Consider the following 20,802-nt stretch of genomic DNA (forward strand, 5'->3'; position numbering starts at 1 on the left):
CGTCGTCAATGTAGTCCCCATGCACCTGCCTCCTCCGCCGCCGCGCCCGCGCGGCGAGCAGCACGTCTCCGTCCTCGGCCGCGAGGTGCTCGCCGCGCTCTCGCCGGTCAGCGAGGGCGTCTACGTCGACGCCACGCTCGGCGCCGGCGGCCACACCGCGACGATCCTCGAGACGCCGGGCGCCCGGGTCATCGGGATCGATCGCGACGAGCGCGCCCTCGCCATCGCGCGCGCCCGGCTCGCCCGCGCAGGGGATCGGGTGACCTACGTTCACGGTGAGTTCTCCGAGATCGAGCGGCACCTCGCGGCCCTCGGCGTCCCGCAGGTGGACGGCCTCCTGGCCGACATCGGCGTGAGCTCCATGCAGCTCGACGACCCGGGCCGCGGCATGAGCTTCCGCGCGGAGGGGCCGCTCGACATGCGGATGGACCCGAGCCGCGGCGAGACGGCGCTCGAGCTCATCGAGCGGCTCAGCGACGAGGAGCTCGCGGATCTCATCTACCGCTACGGCGAGGAGCGCCGCAGCCGGAGGGTCGCGCGCTGCATCAAGCAGGCGGCCGACAGCGGCGAGCTCGTGACGACGCTCGACCTGCGGCGCGCCGTGGTGCGCGCCGTCGGGCCGGCGCGCATCGGCGGCGTCGATCCGGCGACGCGCACGTTCCAGGCGCTGCGCATCGCGGTGAACGGAGAGCTCGATCAGCTCGAGGCGCTGCTCGAGGCGGCGCCCAGGATCATCGCGCCGGGCGGCGTGCTCGCCGTGATCTCGTTCCACTCGCTCGAGGACCGCATCGTCAAGCGCGCGCTTCGCGAGCCGGAGGTCTGGGAGCCGCTGACGAAGAAGCCGGTGACCGCGGGCGACGACGAGGTCGAAGGCAACCCGAGGGCCCGCAGCGCAAAGCTCCGCGCCGCGCGGCGCGTGGGCGGTGCGGAGGCGCTCGCGTGACGCAGCAGCGTCCGTTCCTCATGCTGTGGACGCTCGCGGTGGCCGCGACGGTGGCGGCCTTCGTCGTGCACCTCGCGCTGCGCGGGCGCACGGTCGACCTGGGCTACAAGCTCGGGCGGGCGCGCGCCGAGCAGGCGCGGCTGCGTGAGGTCAAGCGGGTGCTCTCGCTCGAGGCGGCCAGCTACGAGACGCCGCAGCGCGTGGAGATGGTCGCCCGCTCGCTGCTCGGCATGACGCCGCCCCCGCCCGAGCGCGTGATCCCGGTGCGGGGCTACTCGGCGCCGCCCGGCGAGCGAGAGCCCGAAGGCGAGGAGTCCGGCAGCGCGCCGCCGAGCGGAGGGCGGCCGTGAAGAACCTCGAACCCCGGCGCGCGCGGTGGATCCGCATCCGCATGGGGCTGCTCTGCGGCCTCATGGCGCTCGGCCTGGGCGGCGTCGTGTCCGGCGCCTACCGCATCGAGGTCGAGGACGGGGACGCGTGGTACGACCTCGCCGAGCGGCAGCGCCAGCGGCGGCTCCACATCACGCCGAAGCGCGGCACCATCTACGACCGGAACGGCGCGCCGCTCGCGGAGAGCGTGGAGGTGCCCAGCGTCTCCGTGGACGCTGTCGAGATGCTCCGCGGCATCGAGGAGAAGTACGTCCCGATGCGGATCCAGCAGTACGCCGAGCGCATCGCGCAGGCGCTCTCGCTGCCGCTCGAGGAGGTCGTGGAGAAGCTCGGCCGTCGGCGCCGCTTCGCCTGGCTCAAGCGCCGTATCTCCGAGCAGGAGGTCGAGAACGTCCGCGCGCTCGGGGACAGGACGCAGCGCTACCCGGTGCGCGGGCTCGTGATCGAGGGCGAGGGACGCCGCTTCTACCCGAACCGCGAGCTCGCCGGCCCGCTGCTCGGCTTCGTCGCCACCGACGGCGAGGGTAAGGAGGGGATCGAGCTCAGCCTGGAGCACGAGCTCCGCGGCAACGCGTCCGAGGTGCGCGGGCTCCGCGATCGCTCGGGCCGGCTCATCTTCTCGGAGGGGATCGAGGACGAGCAGGCGCTCGCCGGGCACAACGTCCACCTGACGATCGACAAGGGCATCCAGTTCACCGCCGAGCGCGAGCTCGAGGCGGCGATGAAGACCTACGAGGCGCTCGGCGGATCGATCGTGGTCGTCGATCCGGAGAGCGGCGAGATCCTCGCCATGGCGAGCGCTCCGGGCTTCAACCCGAACGACTACTCGCAGAGCGATCCGGGGTCGCGGCGCAACCGCTGCGTCGTCGATCGCTTCGAGCCCGGCTCCACGATGAAGGTGTTCGCCATCGCGAGCGCGATCGCGGCGAAGAGCGTCTCCCCCAGCGCGACCATCTACTGCGAGGAGGGGAACATGGCGATCGACAACGTCGTGATCCACGACACGCACATTCACAAGTGGTTGACGGTGCCGCAGATCCTCGCCCAGTCGTCCAATATCGGCACGGCGAAGATCGCGCTCGGGCTCGGCGAGCAGCGGCTCTACGAGGGCTTCCGGCGGTTCGGCTTCGGGGACCTGACCGGCGTGCCGCTGCCGGGCGAGTCCGTGGGCGTGCTGCGGCCGCGCGGCCGCCCGTGGGTCCAGGTCGAGACGGCGGCGGCCTCGTTCGGGCAGGGGATCAGCGTGACCACGCTCCAGCTGGCGATGGCCACGGCGGCGGTCGCCAACCACGGGCGGCTGCTCGAGCCGATCTTGATCAAGCGGGTCACCGACGGCACGGGCGTCACGCTGTCGGAGCCGTCGCCGCGCGTGCGCCGCGACGCGGTGCCGGCGCCGATCGCGCGGATGATGTCGGAGATGCTCGTCGCGGTGACGGAGGGGGACGGGACCGGCGTCGAGGCCGCGATCCCGGGGTTCCGCGTCGCGGGGAAGACGGCCACCGCGCAGAAGATCGATCCCGCGACGGGCAAGTACACCGACACCCATTACGTGGCGTCGTTCGTCGGGTTCGTCCCGGCCGAGCGGCCTCGGATCGCCATCGCGGTGGTGCTCGATGAGCCGATGGGCGGCACGTACGCCGGCGGCTCGGTCGCGGCGCCCGTCTTCCGTCGGATCGGTGAGATGGCGCTGCGCTACCTGGGCGTTACCCCGCGCGGGAGCGTGCCGATGAAGCTGTCGGAGATCAGCGAGCAGGCCGGGGAGGACCTCGCGGCGAGCACCTACCAGGTGCTGAGCGAGGCGCGCGCCGCGGCCGCGCCGATCTCGACGGGGGTGGTCACGCCGTCCGCGCCGCTCAAGGCGGGGGAGCTGCGCGTCCCCGATCTGACGGGGCTGCCGCAGCGCGAGGCCGTGAAGAGCGCCGCCGCGCTCGGGCTCGATCCGAGCGTCGAGGGCACGGGGCGGCTCGCGCGCCAGGAGCCTCCGCCCGGGACCGTGCTGCCCAAGGGAGCGCCGCTGAAGCTCATCTTCGAGCCCCCCACATGACGGAGCACGATCACAAGGAAGCCAGCCTGGCCGAGGTCGAGCTCGCGCTCCGCCTCGGCGACGTGCTGCTCGAGATCCCGGGCGCCGCGCTCTCTCCGGCGGGCGCCGAGGAGATGGTCGTCACGGGCGTGCACCTCGACTCGCGCAAGGTGGGGCAGGGGGACATCTTCGTCGCGCGCGCGGGCGCGCGCGCTCACGGCGAGCGCTTCATCCCCGAGGCCGTGGCGCGCGGCGCGCGGGCGGTGATCGTCGCCCGCGGGAGCGCGGCCGACACGCTCGGCGCCGCGCGCGTCGAGGTCCCCGACGTGCCGCTCGCGCTCGCCCAGGCTGCCGCCGTGGTCTACGGACACCCGACCTTCACGCTCGAGGTCGTCGGCATCACCGGTACGAACGGCAAGACGACGACGGCCCACCTCGTCCAGGCCTGCATCGATCGGTGCGGAGGCCAGGCCGGGATCGTCGGGACGCTCGGCTACCGCTTCGGCGATCTCGACGTCCACGCCTCGCACACGAGCCCCGAGGCGGACGAGTTCGCCCGCGTCGCCGCCGCGATGGTCGCCCGCGGCGCGACGCACCTCGTGATGGAGGTGTCGTCGATCGCGCTCGCGGCGAAGCGCGTCGACGCGGTCCGGTTCCGGATCGCCGTCTTCACGAACCTCACGCAGGATCACCTCGACTACCACGGCACGATGGAGGCGTACGCGGCGGCGAAGGCGCGCCTGTTCGTGGATCTCGGCCCCGGCGCCGCGGTCATCAACGTCGACGATCCCTTCGGGCGGCAGCTCGTCGAGATGCTCGCCCCCGGCGGGCTCTCGCGCCCGACGGCGGCGACGCTCGCGCGCTACTCGGCGGAGGTGGGCGTGGGCCCGGACGCCGCGGAGATCGCCCCCGTCGAGCTCGCGCACAGCGCGAGCGGCACGTTCATCCGCGTCCGCACGCCCGTCGGCGAGGTCACCATCCGCTCCCACCTGCTCGGCGCGCACAACGCGTCGAACCTGCTCGCCGCCCTCGGCGTGGCCTACTTGCTCGGGTTCGACGTCGGCGACGCCGCCGCGGCGCTCTCGTCTCCGATCCAGGTCGCGGGCCGCCTGGAGCGCTGTGACACCCCCGGCGCCGACGATGTGATCGTGCTCGTCGACTACGCGCACACGCCGGACGCGCTGGCCCGCGTGCTCGCGAGCGTGCGTGCCCTCGGCGGCGGGCGCGTCCTCTGCGTCTTCGGGTGCGGCGGCGACCGCGATCCGCTGAAGCGGCCGCAGATGGGCGAGGCGGTCGGCCGCGCCGCCGACGTCGCCATCGTCACCAACGACAACCCGCGGAGCGAGGACCCGCGCGCGATCGCCGACGCCATCCTGCCGGGGCTCGCCGCCGGGCGCGCGCGCGTCGTCGTCGAGCTCGATCGGGCGCGCGCGATCGAGCGCGCGGTGCTCGACGCCGAGCCGGGGGACGTGGTCCTCATCGCCGGCAAGGGCCACGAGCCGTACCAGATCATCGGCGGCGTCACGCTGCCGTTCGACGATCGCGACGAGGCGCGACGCGCGCTCGCGGCGCGCCGCGCGCGCGCCCTCGGCGAGCGGCCGTCGCACGGAGGTGCGGGGTGATTTACGAGCTCTTCTACCCGCTCAAGTTCCACTACGGCTGGCTGAGCTGGCTCAACGTCCTCCGCTACATCCCGTTCCGCACGATCATGGCGACGATCACCGCCATGGTGCTGACGTTCGTGCTCGCGCCGTGGTTCATCCGCGAGCTCCGGCGCAAGCAGATCGGGCAGGTGGTCCGCGCCGAGGGGCCGGAGACGCACAAGATCAAGGCGGGCACGCCGACGATGGGCGGCGCGCTCATCCTGCTCTCCCTGCTGCTCCCCACCGTGCTGTGGGCCGACCTCAGGAACCCCTTCGTCCTCGCGACGACGGCCGTCACCGCGGGCTACGGCGTCATCGGCTACCTGGACGACTTCCTCAAGATCAAGCGGCGGAACAGCGGCGGCCTGCCCGGGCGCTACAAGCTCATCGGGCAGGTGCTGATCGGCGGCGCGGCCGTGGCCTACACGTTCCTGCTCGCGTCCAAGCTCCCGCCGGACTGGGCGGATATCAGGACGCGGCTCGCGATCCCGTTCGTCGCGTTCTCGAAGTACCCGATCGAGCTGCCGCTCTACGTCTACATCCCGTTCGCCGTCTTCGTCGTGGTCGCCACGTCGAACGCCGTGAACCTCACCGACGGCCTCGACGGCCTCGCGATCGGCCCGGTGATCATCAACGCGGGGACCTACCTCATCCTCGCGTACATCGTCGGCGCCTCCATCGCGAGCTTCTCGCTCGCGACCTACCTCGACATCCCGGCGATCGCGTCGGCCGGCGAGCTGTCGGTGTACTGCGGCTCGGTCATCGGCGCGGGGATCGGGTTCCTTTGGTACAACACGTACCCCGCCCAGGTCTTCATGGGGGACGTCGGGTCGCTCGCCCTCGGAGGCGGGCTCGGGATGCTCGCCGTCTTCACCAAGAACGAGCTCCTGTCGATCATCCTCGGGGGGATCTTCTTCATCGAGACGGTCAGCGTGATCACGCAGGTCCTCTCGTTCAAGCTCACCGGCAAGCGCGTCTTCTTGATGGCGCCGATCCACCACCACTACGAGAAGAAGGGGTGGGCGGAGCCCAAGATCATCGTCCGCTTCTGGATCATCTCCATCCTCCTGGCGCTGGTGTCCCTGGCGTCGATGAAGCTGCGGTGAGGGCATGATGGACGTCCGCGGGCGAACAGTGATCGTCGTGGGTCTCGGCCGGAGCGGCGTCGCGGCCGCGCGCCTCCTGAACACGCGCGGCGCGCGCGTGATCGCGAACGACGGCGCGCCGCGCGAGCGGCTCTCCGCCGCGGCCGTGGCCCTCGAGGGCGAGGGCGTCGTCCTCGCGCCGGGAGGGCACGATCCGGCGCTGTTCGACGGCGCCGATCTCGTGGTCGTGTCGCCGGGCGTGCCGTCGTTCGCCGCGCTCGACGCCGTCGCTCGCTCCGGGCGCGAGGTCATCGGCGAGCTCGAGCTCGCGTCGCGCTTCGTGTCGGCGCCCGTCGTGCTCATCGGCGGGACCAACGGCAAGAGCACGACGACGGCGCTCACGGGCGCGATGCTCGAGCGGGCCGGCCTCCGCACGTTCGTCGGCGGTAACTTCGGGACCCCCCTCGCCGAGGTCGTCGACCAGACGTGGGACGTGCTCGTCCTCGAGATCTCGAGCTTCCAGGCGGAGCGCGTGCCGACGCTGCACGCGCGCGCCCACGCGCTGCTGAACATCACGGACGATCACCTCGATCGCTACGCGAGCTTCGCGGCGTACGCCGACGCGAAGGGCAACCCGTTCGAGCGCATGACGCCCGACGACGTCGCGGTCGTCCCCTTCGGCGACGAGCTCGTCGCCCGACAGGCGGCGCGCGGGCGCGCCCGCGTCGTGACGTTCAGCGCGCGCGACGCCGGCGCGGACGTGAGCGCCGCGGGGGGCGCGATCGTCGATCGCGTCGCCGGCGCCCGCTACCCGCTGGATCGCGTGCGGCTCGCGGGCGCGCACAACCTCGCGAACGCCTGCGCCTCCGTCGCGCTCGCCGCCGCGCTCGGCGCCCCCGCGGCGGCGATCGGCGACGCGCTCTCGAGCTTCGAGGGGCTCGCGCACCGGACCGCGCTCGTCGCTGACGTCGACGGGGTCCGCTATTACGACGACTCGAAGGGGACCAACGTCGGCGCCTCCGTCGCCGCGCTCTCCGGCCTGATCGAGGCGAAGGCCGTCCTGATCGCGGGCGGGCGCGACAAGCTCGGCGACTACGCCCCGCTCGTGTCCGCGCTGCGCGAGCGGGGGCGCGCCCTCGTCGTCCTCGGCGAGGCCGCGGACCGCATCGCCGCAGCGGCCGCCGGCGTCCTGCCGATCGCGCGGGCGGGCTCGATGGCGGAGGCGGTCCTCGCCGCGCGCTCCCTCGCCCGGCCGGGCGACGCGGTGCTGCTCAGCCCCGCGTGCTCCAGCTTCGATATGTTCCGCGACTACAAGGACCGCGGCGACGCCTTCGTCCGCGCGGTCCGCGAGCTCCAGGGAGCTTCCGGCGGGGCCGCAGGGGAGGTGGCGTCGTGACGTCGTGGAGCAGCGCGTTCGGCGCGCGCGCCGACGCACCCAAGAACCGGCACGTCGGTCCCCCGGACCAGGAGAAGGCGGCGCCGGGCGGGATCGCGGCGGCCGCCGAGGCCTTCTGGAAGGTGCGATCGAGCCCGTCGGGGCCGGTCGACGCCCTCCTCGCGGCGGTCGTCACGGCGCTCATCGGCTTCGGCGTGGTGATGGTCTACAGCGCGAGCGCCGTCGAGGCGACGGTCCGCTACAAGGACGCGCAGTTCTTCCTCAAGCGTCAGGCGGTCTACGCGGTCCTCTCGATCGCCACGATGTGGATCACGAGCCGCATCGATCACCGCCGGCTCAAGGTCCTCACGTACCCGGTGCTCATCACCGTCACCGGGATGCTCGTCGCCTGCGTGGCGGGGCTCGGCCACAAGGCCGGCAACGCCTACCGCTGGATCTCGCTCGGCCCTGTCCACGTGCAGCCGGCCGAGGTGGCGAAGCTCGGGATCGTGCTCTGGCTCGCCTATTCGCTGTCGAAGAAGGCCGAGCGCATCAAGTCGTTCTCCGTCGGCTTCCTCCCGCACCTCCTCGTCGTCGGGCTCTTGATGCTCCTCTGCCTCAAGCAGCCCGACTTCGGCAGCGCGGTCGTGCTGCTCTTCCTGACCTTCACGCTGCTGTTCGTGGCGGGCGCGCGCGTCCCGTACATCGCCGCGTTCTCCATGCTGCTGGCGTTCGCCGGCGCCGCGCTCGTTCGCTTCAGCGGGTACCGCTACGCGCGCTACCTCGCGTGGATCGACATGGACAACAACCGCGCGGACCTCGCCTACCAGCCGTTCCAGTCGGTCATGAGCTTCGGCTCGGGCGGGCTCTTCGGCCTCGGCCTCGGGCGAGGGCTGCAGGTGCTCTACCTGCCGGAGGCGCACACCGATTTCGTGTCCGCGATCGTCGGCGAAGAGCTCGGCTTCGTCGGCATCCTCGGCCTGTGCGCGGCCTACCTCGTCATCGTCTCGCGGGGCGTGAAGATCGCCCTCGAGGCGGCCGACGACTACGGCAGCTTCATGGCGTTCGGCATCGCGACGCTCTTCGGGGTGCAGGCGATGACGAACCTCGCCGTCGCGATGGCGATCCTCCCCACGAAGGGGCTCACGCTGCCGTTCCTCAGCTATGGCGGCTCCTCGTTGCTCGTGAACGCCGCGGCCGCGGGCATCCTGCTCAGCATCAGCCGATCGCGGACCGTCGTGGCCCCCGAGAAGCGCGGCGAGGCGGGCGCTTCGCCCGTCCCGCACGCGCCGAGCGCGTCGGCCGTGGTCGCCGCGTCGGCCGAGGAGGGCGGCGCATGGTGACCGTGCTCATCGCCGGAGGCGGCACCGGCGGCCACGTCTTCCCGATGATCGCCGTGGGCGACGCCGTCCGCGCCGCGGCGCGCGACGAAGAAGCGCGCGTCGTCTACGTCGGCACCGCGCGCGGCATCGAGGTGCGCGTGATGGGCGAGCGCGGCGACGACCTCGAGCTGCTCAACGTCCTGCCGCTCCGCGGGGGCGGCCTCTCCGGCTTCGTGCGCGGCGCTGCCCGCGCGGGCAGCGTCCTCCCGGAGGCGAGGCGGCTCGTCGAGCGGCTCGACGCCCGCGTGGCGCTCTCGCTCGGCGGGTACGCCGGCGGACCGGTCTCGCTCGCGGCCCGCTCGCTCGGCGTCCCGGTCGCGATCCTGGAGCCGAACAGCGTCCTCGGGCTGTCGAACCGGCTGCTCGCGCCCATCGTCGATCGCGCGTACGTCGCCTTCCCGGAGACGGCGCGCGCGCTGCGCCCGAGCACCGTGCGCCTCTTCGGCGTCCCCCTCCGGCGCGCCTTCGCCCGCGCCCCGTACGCGCCGCGCGAAGGCGCGCTCCGCCTGCTGGTCCTCGGCGGCAGCCAGGGCGCGCTGGCGCTGAACGACGTCGTCCCCCGCGCGATCGCGCGAGGCCGCGAGCGCGGCGTCGACCTCGAGGTGGTGCACCAGACGGGCAGGGATCGCGAGGCCGCGGTCCGGTCGCTCTACGCCGAGCTCGGCCTGGCAGGGCGCGCGCGCGTCGTCCCCTTCATCGACGACGTGGCGGAGGCGCTCGCCGCGGCCGACGTCGTGATCGCCCGCGCGGGCGCGTCGACGCTCGCCGAGCTCTGCGCTGTCGGGCGCCCTTCAATCCTGATTCCGTACCCGTTCGCGGCCGACAACCACCAGCTCAGGAACGCGCAGTCCCTCGAGCGGGCCTCCGCCGCGGTCGCGATCGCCCAGGGCGACGCCACCGAGCTGCGCCTCGCCGACGAGATCGCCCGGCTCGCGGCCGCGCCAGCGCTCCGCGCCCGCATGGCGGACGCGGCGGCGGCCTTCGCCACGCGGGACGCCGCGGCGCGCGTCGCCGCCGATCTGCTCGAGCTCGCGCGGGCTCCGCGCCACCGCGCGCTGCGCTTTCCCACCCTCGGAGGGCGCGCGGCGCGCGCTGGCGAGGTGCAGCGTGGCGCCGTGACGAACCAGGCCACGCCGCTCGGCGCTGGCCTCGGCTGGGAGGAGGCAGGCTGATGTTCCGCGGTCGCGTTCGCCACGTCCATTTCGTCGGCATCGGGGGCGTCGGGATGAGCGGCCTCGCCGAGATCCTGCGCTCGCTCGAGTTCGAGGTCTCCGGCTCGGATCTCAAGGAGAGCTCGACGACGCGGCGGCTCACGTCGCTCGGCGTCCGGATCGACATCGGCCACCGCGCCGAGAACGTCCGCGGCGTCGATGTCGTCGTCTACTCGAGCGCCATCCGCCCCGAGAACCCCGAGCTCACCGAGGCGCGCGCGCTCGGCACCCCGGTGATCGGGCGCGCGGAGATGCTCGCCGAGCTGATGCGCGTGAAGTACGGCGTCGCGATCGCGGGCTCGCACGGCAAGACCACCACGACCTCCCTGGTCGCCACGGTCCTGCGCGCCGCCGGCCTCGATCCCACCGTCGTCGTCGGCGGCAAGATGGCGGCGCTCGGCACGAACGCGCGGCTCGGCGCCGGTGACCTGCTCGTCGCCGAGGCCGACGAGAGCGACGGATCGTTCCTGCGGCTCACCCCGACGATCGCGGTGGTCACCAACATCGATCCCGAGCACCTCGATCACTACGGCACGCACGAGCGCATCAAGGACGCCTTCGTCGAGTTCGCCGCGCGCGTCCCCTTCTACGGGCTCGCCGTGCTCTGCCTCGACCACCCGCACGTCCAGGATCTGCTCCCGCGCATCCCGCGCCGCCACGTCACGTACGGCGTCTCGCCGCAGTCGGACTACTCGGCGCGCGGCATCCAGTTCCGCGGCCTCGAGACGAGCTTCAACGCGTACCGCCGGGGGGAGCCGCTCGGCGGCTTCACGGTGAAGATGCCGGGCGCGCACAACGTCCTCAACTGCCTCGCGACGATCGCGGTCGCGGACGAGCTCGAGGTGCCGCTCGACGTCACCAAGCAGGCGCTGGCCACGTTCGGCGGCGTCGCTCGCCGCTTCACCGTCGTCGGGTCGGTCGGCGGCGTCACGATGATCGACGACTACGGCCACCACCCGGCCGAGATCCGCGCCACCATCGACGCGGCACGCCGGGCGTTCCCCGGCGAGGATCACCGCGTCGTCGTGGCCTTCCAGCCGCACCGGCACACCCGCACGCGCGATCTCTTCGACGAGTTCACGCGCGCCTTCAACCAGGCCGACGTCCTGCTCGTCACGGACATCTACGCCGCGGGCGAGCCGCCGATCCCCGGCGTCACCGCGGAGCGCCTCGTCCAGTCGATCCGGGAGCACGGCCACCACGACGCGCGCTTCATCGCCGACAAGGCCGACCTCCCGGAGGCCCTCGAGATGATCGCCCGGCCCGGCGACGTGGTCATCGCGCTCGGCGCGGGCGACGTGAACGCGTGCGTGCGGGGGCTCAAGGCGCGGCTCGAGGCGAAGTCGCCGCCGCAGGAGGGCAGCTCATGACCGAGCGTCCCAGCGCGCCCCCGCCGAACCGCCGCCGCTCGCTGCCGTCGGTGCCCGCGGCGCCGTCGGTGCCCGCGGCGCCGTCGGTCCGGGCGGCCTCGCGCGGCTCGAAGCCCGAGCCCGTGGCGGCGGTGCCGCCGAAGAACGAGCGCGTACGCGCGTCGACCCCGCCGTCGCACGAGTCGCCGGCCCCCCCCGCGACGAGCGTCTCCGTGCGCCCGCCGCGCCCGCCGGCGAAGGACGGCGCGCCCCCCGCGGCGCGCCCTCGGCGGCCGATCGCGCGCCACCTCCGCGCCCTGCAGCTGCTCGCGGGCGCCGCTGTCGTGCTCGTCGCCTCGACCGCCGTCGCGTGGGGCGCGCGCCGCTACATCGTGTCGAGCCCTCGCTTCGCCGTGCGCACGGTGCTCGTCGACGGCGTCCAGCGCCGGACCGCTGAGCAGGTGGCCAGCTCCGGCGGCATCGAGGTGGGCAAGAACATCTTCACGCTCGATCTCGAGCTCGCCGGCGCCTCGATCGCCACCGACCCCTGGATCGAGAAGGCGACGGTCACGCGCAGGCTCCCCTCGACGATCCACGTCGATGTCGTCGAGCGGGAGGCGCAGGCCCTCGTCGCCATCGGCGGCGATCTCTACCTCGCGACGCGCGACGGCGAGCTCTTCAAGGAGCTCGCCGGGGACGACCCCGTCGACCTCCCGATCGTCACGGGGATCACCGGCGAACAGGTGGCGCGGGATCGCCCCGGCGTCGTCATCGCGGTCCGGCGCCTGCTCGACGTGGTCGAGGACCTGGAGCGCGCCGGCGTCGAGCGCCGCTATCCGACCCAGGAGCTCCACGTCGAGCGGGACGGGTCGATCGTCGTCACCATCGGAAAGGAGGCGATCTCGCTCCACCTCGGGCAGCCGCCCTACCGGGACAAGGTCGCCCAGGCGTCGCGGGTGCTCACCGAGCTCGCCCAGCGAAAGGCGAACGCGTCGGTGATCTTCCTCGACAACGACGCGCACCCCGAGCGCGTCGTGGTGAGGATGAGATGAGCGCCGTCGGGCCCGCTCTCCGCGCCGGCGATCGCCGAGCAAAACTTGGCCGGTGCTGCTGGCTCATGGCAGCGTCGTGCCCGCCTTACACGCGCATGGGGCTCGTCCCCGCATGAGGTGGTGCACGCAATGAAGAGCCGGATGGAGACTACTGAGATCGTCGTCGGACTCGACATCGGGACGACCAAGGTCTCGGCGGTCGTTGGCGAGATCGACGCTGATGGGATCACCATCCTCGGGGTGGGCAACGTCCCGTGCCGCGGCCTGCGGAAGGGCGTGGTGAGCAACATCGACTGGACGGTGCGCTCGATCGCCGAGGCGATCGAGGCCGCCCAGACGATGGCGGGCGTCGAGATCCGCACCGTGTATGCCGGCGTCGCGGGCAGCCACATCCGCTGCCAGCAGTCCGACGGCGTCGCCGCGGTCTCCGGCGGCGAGGTCACGCGGCTGGACGTCGAGCGCGTCCTCGAGGGCGCGCGGGCCATCCCTGTCGACGCCGATCGTCAGATCCTGCACGTCCTGCCGCGCGAGTTCACGGTCGACAACCAGGACGGCATCCGCGACCCGGTCGGGATGAGCGGCGTCCGGCTCGGCGTGAAGGTGAACCTGATCACCGCCGCGACTTCGTGCGTGCAGAACGTCGTCCGCTGCGCGGAGCGCTGCGGCCTCACCGTCGCCGACGTGGTGCTCGAGCCGCTCGCCAGCGCCGAGGCGGTGCTCTCCGAGGACGAGAAGGAGATCGGCGTCGCCATCATCGACATCGGCGGCGGTACGACGGACCTGCTCCTCTACGTGGACGGCGGAATCGCGCATGCCAGCGTGATCCCGGCGGGCGGCAACAACGTGACGGCCGACATCGCCGCCGGGCTGCGCACGCCGATGGGCGAGGCCGAGCGCCTGAAGCGCAACGCCGGCTGCGCCCTGGGCCGGATGGTGGGCGACGAGGAGGAGATCGAGGTCCCCGGCGTCGGCGGGCACCTGCCGCGCAAGGCGGCGCGCCGCGTCCTGTCGGACATCATCGAGCCGCGCGTCGAGGAGATCTTCGCGGTCATCCGCAAGCGGATCGAGGACACCGGGATGCTCGAGCAGCTCTCGGCCGGCGCGGTGGTCACCGGCGGCGGCGTCCTCATGGAAGGGATGACAGAGTTCGCCGAGGAGATCCTCGGGATGCCCGTGCGCCTCGGCGTGCCGGTCGGCGTGCGAGGCATCACGCAGCTCGTGGCCGGCCCGCAGTACGCGACGGGCGTGGGCCTCGTTCAGTACGGCGCCAACGCACTCGCGCAGGCGCGCGCGCTCACGCCGGTGACGCTCGACGCCGGCCACGCCGGGCGCGCGGAGATCCGTCGCGAGAAGCTCCGCGAGCGCGAGTCGCGTCGTGATGTCGTCGAAGAAATGGCGATTGAAAAGAGGTCGAGCGGGAGGTTCTGGAACTGGCTTCGAGCAGCATTCTAGGCATGACGTGGCAAGAGAAAGTTGTTAGAGAATTGGGTTTGAGAGGGTCCGATAACGCACTGGCGATCCCTCTTGAATTTGAAGTCAAGAGGGTTTGAAGCGCGGTGTTCGAAGGGGAAGAGGCGCCCCTCCGAATGCCGTCCGGAGCGAGGACGTCCTCGCGCACTGAGGGTTCCGCGCCGCTCGACCTCCGTAGGGGTCGGCGCCGGGCCGAGCGGCTAGCTGTACTTCCCCGGGAGGAGTTCATGAGTTTCTCCATCGAGTTTGCCGACGAGCACACCGGGTACGACGCCCGGATCAAGGTCATCGGTTGTGGCGGTTCTGGCGGCAATGCAGTCAACACGATGATCAACTTCGGCCTCGAGGGCGTGGAGTTCATCGTCGTCAACACGGACGCCCAGGCGCTCGGATCGAGCCTCGCGCCGACCAAGCTCCACATCGGGGCGAGCGTCACGCGCGGTCTCGGCGCGGGCGCCGATCCCGAGAAGGGCCGCAAGGCGGCGCTCGAGGACGTGACGCGGGTGAAGGAGTGCCTCCAGGGCGCGGACATGGTCTTCGTCACCGCGGGGATGGGCGGCGGCACGGGCACGGGCGCCGCGCCGGTCATCGCGCAGCTCGCGCGCGAGGAGGGCTGCCTCACCGTCGGCGTCGTGACGAAGCCGTTCTTCTTCGAGGGCAAGCAGCGCTCGCGCCGCGCCGAGCTCGGCCTCGCGATGCTCGCGGAGCACGTCGACACGCTCATCACGATCCCGAACCAGAAGCTCCTCTCGCTGGGCGACGAGGACCTCTCGTTCGTCGAGGCGTTCCGCAAGGCGGACGAGGTGCTCTATCAGGCGATCAAGGGCATCAGCGATCTCATCACGCAGAACGGGATCGTGAACGTCGACTTCGCGGACGTGAAGACGGTGATGTCGAACATGGGCCGCGCGCTCATGGGCACCGGCTGCGCGAAGGGGCAGGGCCGCGCTCGCCTCGCCGCCGAGATGGCCGTCAGCTCGCCGCTGCTCGACGACATCTCGGTCGAGGGCGCGACCGGCGTGCTCATCAACATCGTCGGCGGCCCCGACATGCGGATGCGCGAGATCGAGGAGGCCGCGACGCTCGTGCAGGAGCAGGCGCACGAGGACGCGAACATCATCTTCGGCGCGACGATCGACGAGAACATGGGCGAGATGATCAAGGTCACGGTCATCGCGACCGGCTTCGACCACCTCGTCGCCGAGGTCCCGCAGCAGCTCGCGAGCGCCGCGCAGCCGCGCGCCACCGCGCACTCCATCGGAGCGTCGCTGGCCGCGGCGGCCGGGCCGATGTCGGGCCGCTCCGCCCCGAGCGCTCCTCCGATGCCCATGACGCAGCGCCAGCCGCACCGGCACGAGGAGGTCGCGTATCCGACCACCCGCCGGCCCGCGCCGCAGGTCCAGGCGGCAGGCGGCAGCCCGCGCGACCGCGCGAGCTTCGTCCCTCCGCTCGACTCCGACTGGGACACGCCCGCGTTCCAGCGCCGGGGCCAGTAGCAGCGCCGCAGCCCGCACGGAAGAAGTCCCGGTGCTCAGCCACTGCGGGCGTTCACGCTGTATTACGCGTTGACAGGCGCGCACGACGACTTATGGTCAGCCGGCGCCTGTGCCCGCTGTCGGGCAGGATCGACGCGGCGGTCCACGATTCATGAGTGAAAAGCGCGACTTCTACGAAGTTCTTGGCCTCGCGCGAGACGCGACGCCTGACGACATTCGCAAGGCCTATCGTCAGGCTGCGTTGAAGAACCACCCGGACCGGAACCCCGGCGATGCGTCGGCGGAGGCCCGCTTCAAAGAGGCCACCGAGGCGTACCAGGTCCTCTCCGATGAGGAGAAGCGCAGGCGGTACGACCAGTTCGGGCACGCCGGCCTCGAGGGGATCGGCGGCGCAGCCGACGGCGACATCTTCTCCCACTTCCAGGACATCTTCTCGGAGTTCTTCGGCGGCTTCGGCGGCGGGCAGCGCCGGCGGCGCGGGCCCGCGCGCGGCCAGGACATCCGGGTTCAGCAGCGGCTCTCGCTGCGGGACGCCTTGCTCGGCTGCAAGCGGGAGGTCGTCCTGCGGACGCCGGTGGCGTGCGACGACTGCTCCGGCTCGGGGGCGAAGCCAGGGACGAAACGCAAGCCGTGCGGTACGTGCGGCGGCGCCGGGCAGGTCTCGACCTCGCGCGGGTTCGTGATGTTCACCCAGACGTGCCCTGAATGCTCGGGCGAGGGGTCGGTCATCAAGACGCCGTGCGCCACCTGCAAGGGGTTCGGGGCGGTCGAGAAGACGCGGAAGGTCGTCGTCAATTTCCCGGCCGGCATCGACGGCGGCCAGCGACTCAGGGTTCCGGGTCAGGGCATGCCGGGCGCCCAGGGCGCGCCGCCCGGCGATCTGTACGTCGACGTCGATCTCGCCGCGGACGAGCGCTTCGAGCGCGACGGGCTCGACCTCATCACGCGGGCGCCCATCTCCTTCGCGGACGCGGCGCTCGGCAGCACGGTCAAGATCGACCTGCCGGACGACACGGTCGTCGACGTCGAGGTCCCGGCGGGCGTGCAGCCCGGCGAGGTGATCTCGGTCAAGGGCAAGGGCGCGCCCCGGATCGACGGTCGCGGCCGCGGAGCGCTCCAGGTGGTCATCCAGGTCGAGGTGCCGCGGAACCTGTCGCCCGCAGCGCAAGAGCTGCTCCGCAGGTTCCAGGACGAGGTAGCCAAGCACCCGCCGGCGGCGAAGGCGGCGACCGCGTAGGTCTGCTGGTCGCACGAGCTCCGGCCAGCGCTGCGGCGGCGCGGGGCGGCGCTGCGGAGACGAGGTCGGGATCGCGCAGGCTCGTCGCGGCGCCGACGCCCGGCGAACTGGCAGGATTTCTGGCGCCAGGCGCGAGCGTGCGCCGCGCTCAGCGCGTCGTGCCGATCCAGGCGCCCGCGCACGCGAGGCTGAAGGCGATGGGGGCGAGCGCGGCCGCGAACACGACGGCGACCGGGGCCGCGAGGCCGAGCAGCACCAGAGAGCCCAGGATGGCGAGCGCCGCCGAGGCGGCCGGCTCCAGGACGCTTCCCGTCGACGAGGCCCGGGCGACGAGATAACCAGCCAGCGGAAAGGCGGCGATCGCCGCTGCGACGAGCAAGAGGAGCGGCGCCGCCGCGGCGGTCGAGGCGTCGCCCCGGTCCACCGCCGCGAAGTCGACGCCGAAGCGATGGCCGAGCGCGATCGCGATCGCGAGCGCGGTCGTCATCACCCCGACCGTGACGAGCGCGCCGAAGGCGATCCACGTGAGCGTCACCGGTCGTTCGGTGCGCCTGAGCGCCTCCCGCAACGTTCCGAGCGACGGCGGAGCGATGCGCGGAAGGAAGCGGCGCTCCCTGCGCTGCGAGCTGTGCGGCGACGCGCCTCGGCGGAGCAGGTCGCGGGCGGCGAGGAAGGTCACGAGGCCGGTGCCGAGGAGCACCGGCGCCGCGATGACGAGCGCGACCGGGCGGCACGCAAAGACGATGTAGTCGTAGGCGCCGTTGAGCACCATCGCGCCGAGCCACGCGGCGTTGAAGCGACGGCCGCCCAGCGGCCGCGTGCGCTCGCGGCCCAGCGCGTAGCCCCAGAGCGAGGCGAAGAAGAGGTGCGCCGGCACGGCGAGGAGCGCCCGCGCGATGTCGAGCGGCTCCAGCGGCCGGCCCCACAGGTACACGGCGTTGTGGGCCGACACGAACCCGAGCGCCGCGGCGGCCGCGTACACGAGCCCATCGAACGGCTCCTCCACCGCGCGCAGCCGCGCGATCGGCGCGACGGCCGCCACCTTTAGGCCCTGCTCCAGCGGCGCCGTGACCACGAAGATGTAGACGAGCGTGACGGCGTCGAGCGCGCTGGCGACCTTGTCGACGCCTTGCCAGCGCTGGAGGAACGTCTCGATGAGCAGCGCCGGCACGAACGCGAGCGCGCCGAGCAGCGCGGTCGCCACCGCGAACCGGCGCCTGCCATAGAGGCGCTGCGACCAGATGAGGAGCGCGGCCATCCCTCCGAGCGGCGCTGCGACGGTGGCGAGCCAGAGGAGCGCGGCGGCGGCGTTCATGGGCGCGAGGGGCGGGGCGGCGGGGCTGGCTTCGCTGCGGCTAGAAGTGGAGCCCGGCGACCGCGGTCAGGGCGAGCGCCGAGCCCACGCTGGAGCCCTCGGCCGCGAGCAGATCGGCCTTGGCTTGCTGGGGCGCGGCGGCTCCGCCCTTGATCCCCTCGATCGCGGCCGCGGAGAGCCCCGGCCTGGTCAGCGCCAGGAGCTCCCAGCTCGCGTTCGCGCCGAGCGAGAAGACCGGCGACAGGTAGAGGTCGAGCCCACCGGAGACCCTTCCGTAGAAGCCGCGGATCGCGATGGCGTCGGCCGCGCCGCTCACCGCGCTCTTGACGCTGCCGAGGCCGGCGTAGCCGAAGCCCAGATCGACGTGCGGGTCGAGCTTCCCGAGCGGCAGGTGCATGCCGACCTCGCCGCCCAGCGTGAAGAGCTGCCAGTCGCTGAAGAACCCGACCCGTCCGCGGGCGCCCAGCGTGAAGTACAGGAGCCGGACGCCGGCCCCCGCGCCGATGACGCCCCCGTTGGCCGCGCTCGAAACGAACCCGGCCGTGAAGTCGTCCTCGTCGATGTTGAACGTCTGGAGACCGACGTTCTCGTAGCCTCCCTCGACGTTCAGCCAGACGATCTCGAGGCCGCGCCCCGAGTCCCGCTCCTTGGCCTCGTCGAGGCGCTGCTCTGTGCCGTCGGGGGCGGCGGGCTCCGGCTCGGGCGTGTTCATCGGAGGGGGCGGCGCCAGGCCTCCGGCCTGCATCGATGGATCGTACGGGTTCGGCTGCGCGGCCGCGGCGCCGGCGGGCGAGGCGGCGTTGGCGCCGACGCTCGGCGAGGTCCCCGGGAGCGGCTGCCCCTGCTGTGCCAGGGCCGCGGACGTCATGGAGGCCGACGTGAGAACGGTGAGCAGGCAAAGCGCGCGACGAGCGATCATTCGTCCTCTTCCTGGATGTTCCCGTCGAGCCCGTCGGTTCGTCCCTTCGATTCCAGGGTCTCGGCGTCCCCTGTGGATGAAACGGGCGGGCCAGGCACCCGGTAGCCACCGTCGAGCCAGCGGCCGAGGTCCACCAGCTTGCACTGGGGCGAGCAGAACGGAAAGACCGGGTTCTCGGGCCTGGGCCCCGCCGACTTGCGGCAAATCGGGCACCTCGCGCCTGCCAAAGCTCCCATGCGGCGTAACGTAGCAGCGTCCATTGCGGGCATGTAGCCCGCGCTCGGTGAGCCGTGGGCCCGCGCTCTCCGGCATGTGGCCCGCGCTCGGCGGGCGTGTGGCCAGCGCTCGGTGAGTGTGTCGCCCGCGCTCAGCGCGCTGGACCGACGCCCGCTCAGCGCGCCGGGACCGCGAGGTAGCGGGGCGCCCCGTGGCGCCGTACCCGCAACAGGAGATCCTGGTGTGCCGCCGCGCCGAGGCGCGCGGTCAGGTCGGCGCCGCCCCGCACCGGCGCGCCGTTCAGGTCGAGCACCACGTCGCCCACCTCGAGGCGGCCAGCCGCAGGGCTCCGAGGCGCGATCGACTCGATGCGCGCTCCTTCCAGGGCGTCGCTCGCCAGCACGCCGAACGGCTGCTCGGCGCCCCTCGGCGCGCGATCCTCCAGCGCGCGCCAGCTCGACGACGGCTCGTGGGAGGCCGAGGGATCGAGCTTCATCGTCGCGCGCCGGTCCGCGCCGTCGCGCTTGTAGATCAGCTCCACCTCGTCTCCTGGCTTGGCTCGCCGGAGCATGCGCGCGAGCTCGCGCGCGTGCTCGACGCGGCGCCCCTCGACCGACGTGATCACGTCGCCCGGCCTGAAGCCCAGCCGCGCTCCGGGGCCCTCCGGCTCGACCTCCGTGATCAGCGCGCCCATCCGCCCTGGCAGCCGGAGCACCCGCGCGAGCTGCGAGGTCACCTCCTGGAAGCTGATCCCGATGCGCCCTCGGTCCACGCGGCCCGTCTCCCGCAGCTCGGGCAGGATCTCGAGCACCTCGTCGATCGGCAGGGCGAAGCTGATGCCGCGGCCATCGGCGTGGATCGCCGTCGCGATGCCGATCACCTGCCCCGTGGCGTCGAAGAGCGGCCCGCCGCTGTTTCCCGGGTTGATGGCGGCGTCGGTCTGGAGGAAGCCGTCGAGGCTCCCCGTGCCCATGGGCCTCGACGTCGCGCTGATGATGCCCCGGGTCACGGTCGGTCCGAGCCCGAACGGGCTCCCGATCACGATGACGCCGTCGCCAGGCCGGACCGGCGCGCTCGATCCGAGGGAGGCGACCCGCAGCGACCCCGCTCCGAGCAGCTTCAACAGCGCCACGTCGAGCGTCGGATCCCGCCCGACCACGGTCGCCTCGAAGGCGCGCTCGTCCGAGAGCTGCACCTCGATGCCGAACGCGTCGCCGATCACGTGAGCGCTCGTCAGCACGAGCCCCTCTTCGGCGATCACGAACCCGGATCCGATCGCCCGCTCCACCCGCTGCACACGGCCCTCGAACGGGAGCGCCGGGCCCGCGCGCCCGTCTGGAAACGAGGGCGCGCGCAGGGTAGTGATGGTCACCACCACCGGCCGCACGTGCTCGATCAGCGCAGGCAGGGTCATCGCGCCGCGGGCCGCTGACGGCTCGGGCGGCGATTCCGCGCGCAGGACCGAGCACGGCGCGCTCGCCACGCCGCGGAGCGATGGAGGGGGCGAGAGCGCGGCTGCCCGGTCGTCGCAGGCAGCGAGCGGTGCGGTCCCGAGGAACCCGACACACGCCCATGCGGCAGCGCGGAGCCGTCCCACGGGCCGGACGTAGAGCCTCGAGGCGCGACCGCAAGCGCGCAAGGACCGGCCGCTGGAAAGCGCTCCGCGCCGCGGCCGAGCTGCTCCGTGGGCCGGACG

At 72.7% G+C, this 20,802-nt stretch carries 17 protein-coding genes; 13 read left to right on the top strand and 4 right to left on the bottom strand.

Going from position 1 to position 20,802, the window contains the following annotated elements:
- The first annotated feature begins 19 nt into the window (after positions 1–19).
- The 13 genes from rsmH (at position 20) to dnaJ (ending at position 16,656) form a co-directional block, all read left to right on the top strand.
- Positions 20–943 (top strand): 16S rRNA (cytosine(1402)-N(4))-methyltransferase RsmH, encoded by a 924-nt coding sequence (gene rsmH, locus WME97_RS08865; RefSeq protein WP_437555344.1) that lies wholly within the window; start codon positions 20–22, stop codon positions 941–943.
- Complete coding sequence (locus WME97_RS08870) at positions 940–1,293, top strand: hypothetical protein (protein WP_437551124.1); 354 nt, start codon at positions 940–942, stop codon at positions 1,291–1,293. The genes rsmH and WME97_RS08870 overlap by 4 nt, the downstream gene beginning before the upstream one ends.
- Positions 1,290–3,377 carry a penicillin-binding protein gene (locus WME97_RS08875; protein WP_437551126.1) on the top strand — a complete coding sequence of 696 codons (2,088 nt, stop codon included), beginning with the start codon at positions 1,290–1,292 and terminating at the stop codon, positions 3,375–3,377. Before WME97_RS08870 ends, WME97_RS08875 begins: the two co-directional genes overlap by 4 nt.
- Positions 3,374–4,978 carry a UDP-N-acetylmuramoyl-L-alanyl-D-glutamate--2,6-diaminopimelate ligase gene (locus tag WME97_RS08880; RefSeq protein WP_437551128.1) on the top strand — a complete coding sequence of 535 codons (1,605 nt, stop codon included), beginning with the start codon at positions 3,374–3,376 and terminating at the stop codon, positions 4,976–4,978. The genes WME97_RS08875 and WME97_RS08880 overlap by 4 nt, the downstream gene beginning before the upstream one ends.
- On the top strand, positions 4,975–6,105 hold the full coding sequence (gene mraY, locus WME97_RS08885) for a phospho-N-acetylmuramoyl-pentapeptide-transferase (RefSeq protein WP_437551129.1): 1,131 nt from the start codon (positions 4,975–4,977) through the stop codon (positions 6,103–6,105). The genes WME97_RS08880 and mraY overlap by 4 nt, the downstream gene beginning before the upstream one ends.
- Positions 6,106–6,109: 4 nt before the next feature.
- On the top strand, positions 6,110–7,480 hold the full coding sequence (gene murD, locus WME97_RS08890) for a UDP-N-acetylmuramoyl-L-alanine--D-glutamate ligase (protein WP_437551131.1): 1,371 nt from the start codon (positions 6,110–6,112) through the stop codon (positions 7,478–7,480).
- On the top strand, positions 7,477–8,802 hold the full coding sequence (gene ftsW / locus WME97_RS08895) for a putative lipid II flippase FtsW (protein ID WP_437551133.1): 1,326 nt from the start codon (positions 7,477–7,479) through the stop codon (positions 8,800–8,802). Before murD ends, ftsW begins: the two co-directional genes overlap by 4 nt.
- On the top strand, positions 8,796–10,013 hold the full coding sequence (murG, locus tag WME97_RS08900) for an undecaprenyldiphospho-muramoylpentapeptide beta-N-acetylglucosaminyltransferase (RefSeq protein WP_437551135.1): 1,218 nt from the start codon (positions 8,796–8,798) through the stop codon (positions 10,011–10,013). Before ftsW ends, murG begins: the two co-directional genes overlap by 7 nt.
- Positions 10,013–11,422: a UDP-N-acetylmuramate--L-alanine ligase gene (murC, locus tag WME97_RS08905; protein ID WP_437551137.1), complete on the top strand. Its 1,410-nt coding sequence runs from the start codon at positions 10,013–10,015 to the stop codon at positions 11,420–11,422. Before murG ends, murC begins: the two co-directional genes overlap by 1 nt.
- Complete coding sequence (locus WME97_RS08910) at positions 11,419–12,453, top strand: cell division protein FtsQ/DivIB (protein WP_437551139.1); 1,035 nt, start codon at positions 11,419–11,421, stop codon at positions 12,451–12,453. Before murC ends, WME97_RS08910 begins: the two co-directional genes overlap by 4 nt.
- 129 nt (positions 12,454–12,582) lie before the next feature.
- On the top strand, positions 12,583–13,905 hold the full coding sequence (gene ftsA / locus WME97_RS08915; protein ID WP_437298720.1) for a cell division protein FtsA: 1,323 nt from the start codon (positions 12,583–12,585) through the stop codon (positions 13,903–13,905).
- Positions 13,906–14,150: 245 nt separating this feature from the next.
- Positions 14,151–15,419 (top strand): cell division protein FtsZ, encoded by a 1,269-nt coding sequence (gene ftsZ, locus WME97_RS08920; RefSeq protein WP_437298721.1) that lies wholly within the window; start codon positions 14,151–14,153, stop codon positions 15,417–15,419.
- 151 nt (positions 15,420–15,570) lie between these two features.
- The gene (gene dnaJ / locus WME97_RS08925; protein WP_437551142.1) at positions 15,571–16,656 is read left to right on the top strand and encodes a molecular chaperone DnaJ; all 1,086 of its coding nucleotides are present in this window, start codon (positions 15,571–15,573) and stop codon (positions 16,654–16,656) included.
- Between the two features lie 148 nt (positions 16,657–16,804).
- Here dnaJ and WME97_RS08930 read toward each other — a convergent pair whose 3' ends face one another.
- The 4 genes from WME97_RS08930 to WME97_RS08945 form a co-directional block, all read right to left on the bottom strand.
- A complete protein-coding gene (locus tag WME97_RS08930; protein ID WP_437551144.1) occupies positions 16,805–17,971 on the bottom strand; it encodes a PrsW family intramembrane metalloprotease in 1,167 nt (388 codons plus the stop codon).
- 40 nt (positions 17,972–18,011) lie between these two features.
- A complete protein-coding gene (locus tag WME97_RS08935; RefSeq protein WP_437551146.1) occupies positions 18,012–18,890 on the bottom strand; it encodes a hypothetical protein in 879 nt (292 codons plus the stop codon).
- On the bottom strand, positions 18,887–19,126 hold the full coding sequence (locus tag WME97_RS08940) for a DNA gyrase inhibitor YacG (RefSeq protein ID WP_437551148.1): 240 nt from the start codon (positions 19,124–19,126) through the stop codon (positions 18,887–18,889). The genes WME97_RS08935 and WME97_RS08940 overlap by 4 nt, the downstream gene beginning before the upstream one ends.
- A gap of 155 nt (positions 19,127–19,281) precedes the next feature.
- Complete coding sequence (locus WME97_RS08945) at positions 19,282–20,703, bottom strand: trypsin-like peptidase domain-containing protein (protein ID WP_437551150.1); 1,422 nt, start codon at positions 20,701–20,703, stop codon at positions 19,282–19,284.
- Positions 20,704–20,802 lie beyond the last annotated feature (99 nt).

This window comes from Sorangium sp. So ce367 (assembly GCF_051520455.1).
Taxonomy (GTDB): Bacteria; Myxococcota_A; Polyangia; order Polyangiales; family Polyangiaceae; genus Sorangium; species Sorangium cellulosum_B.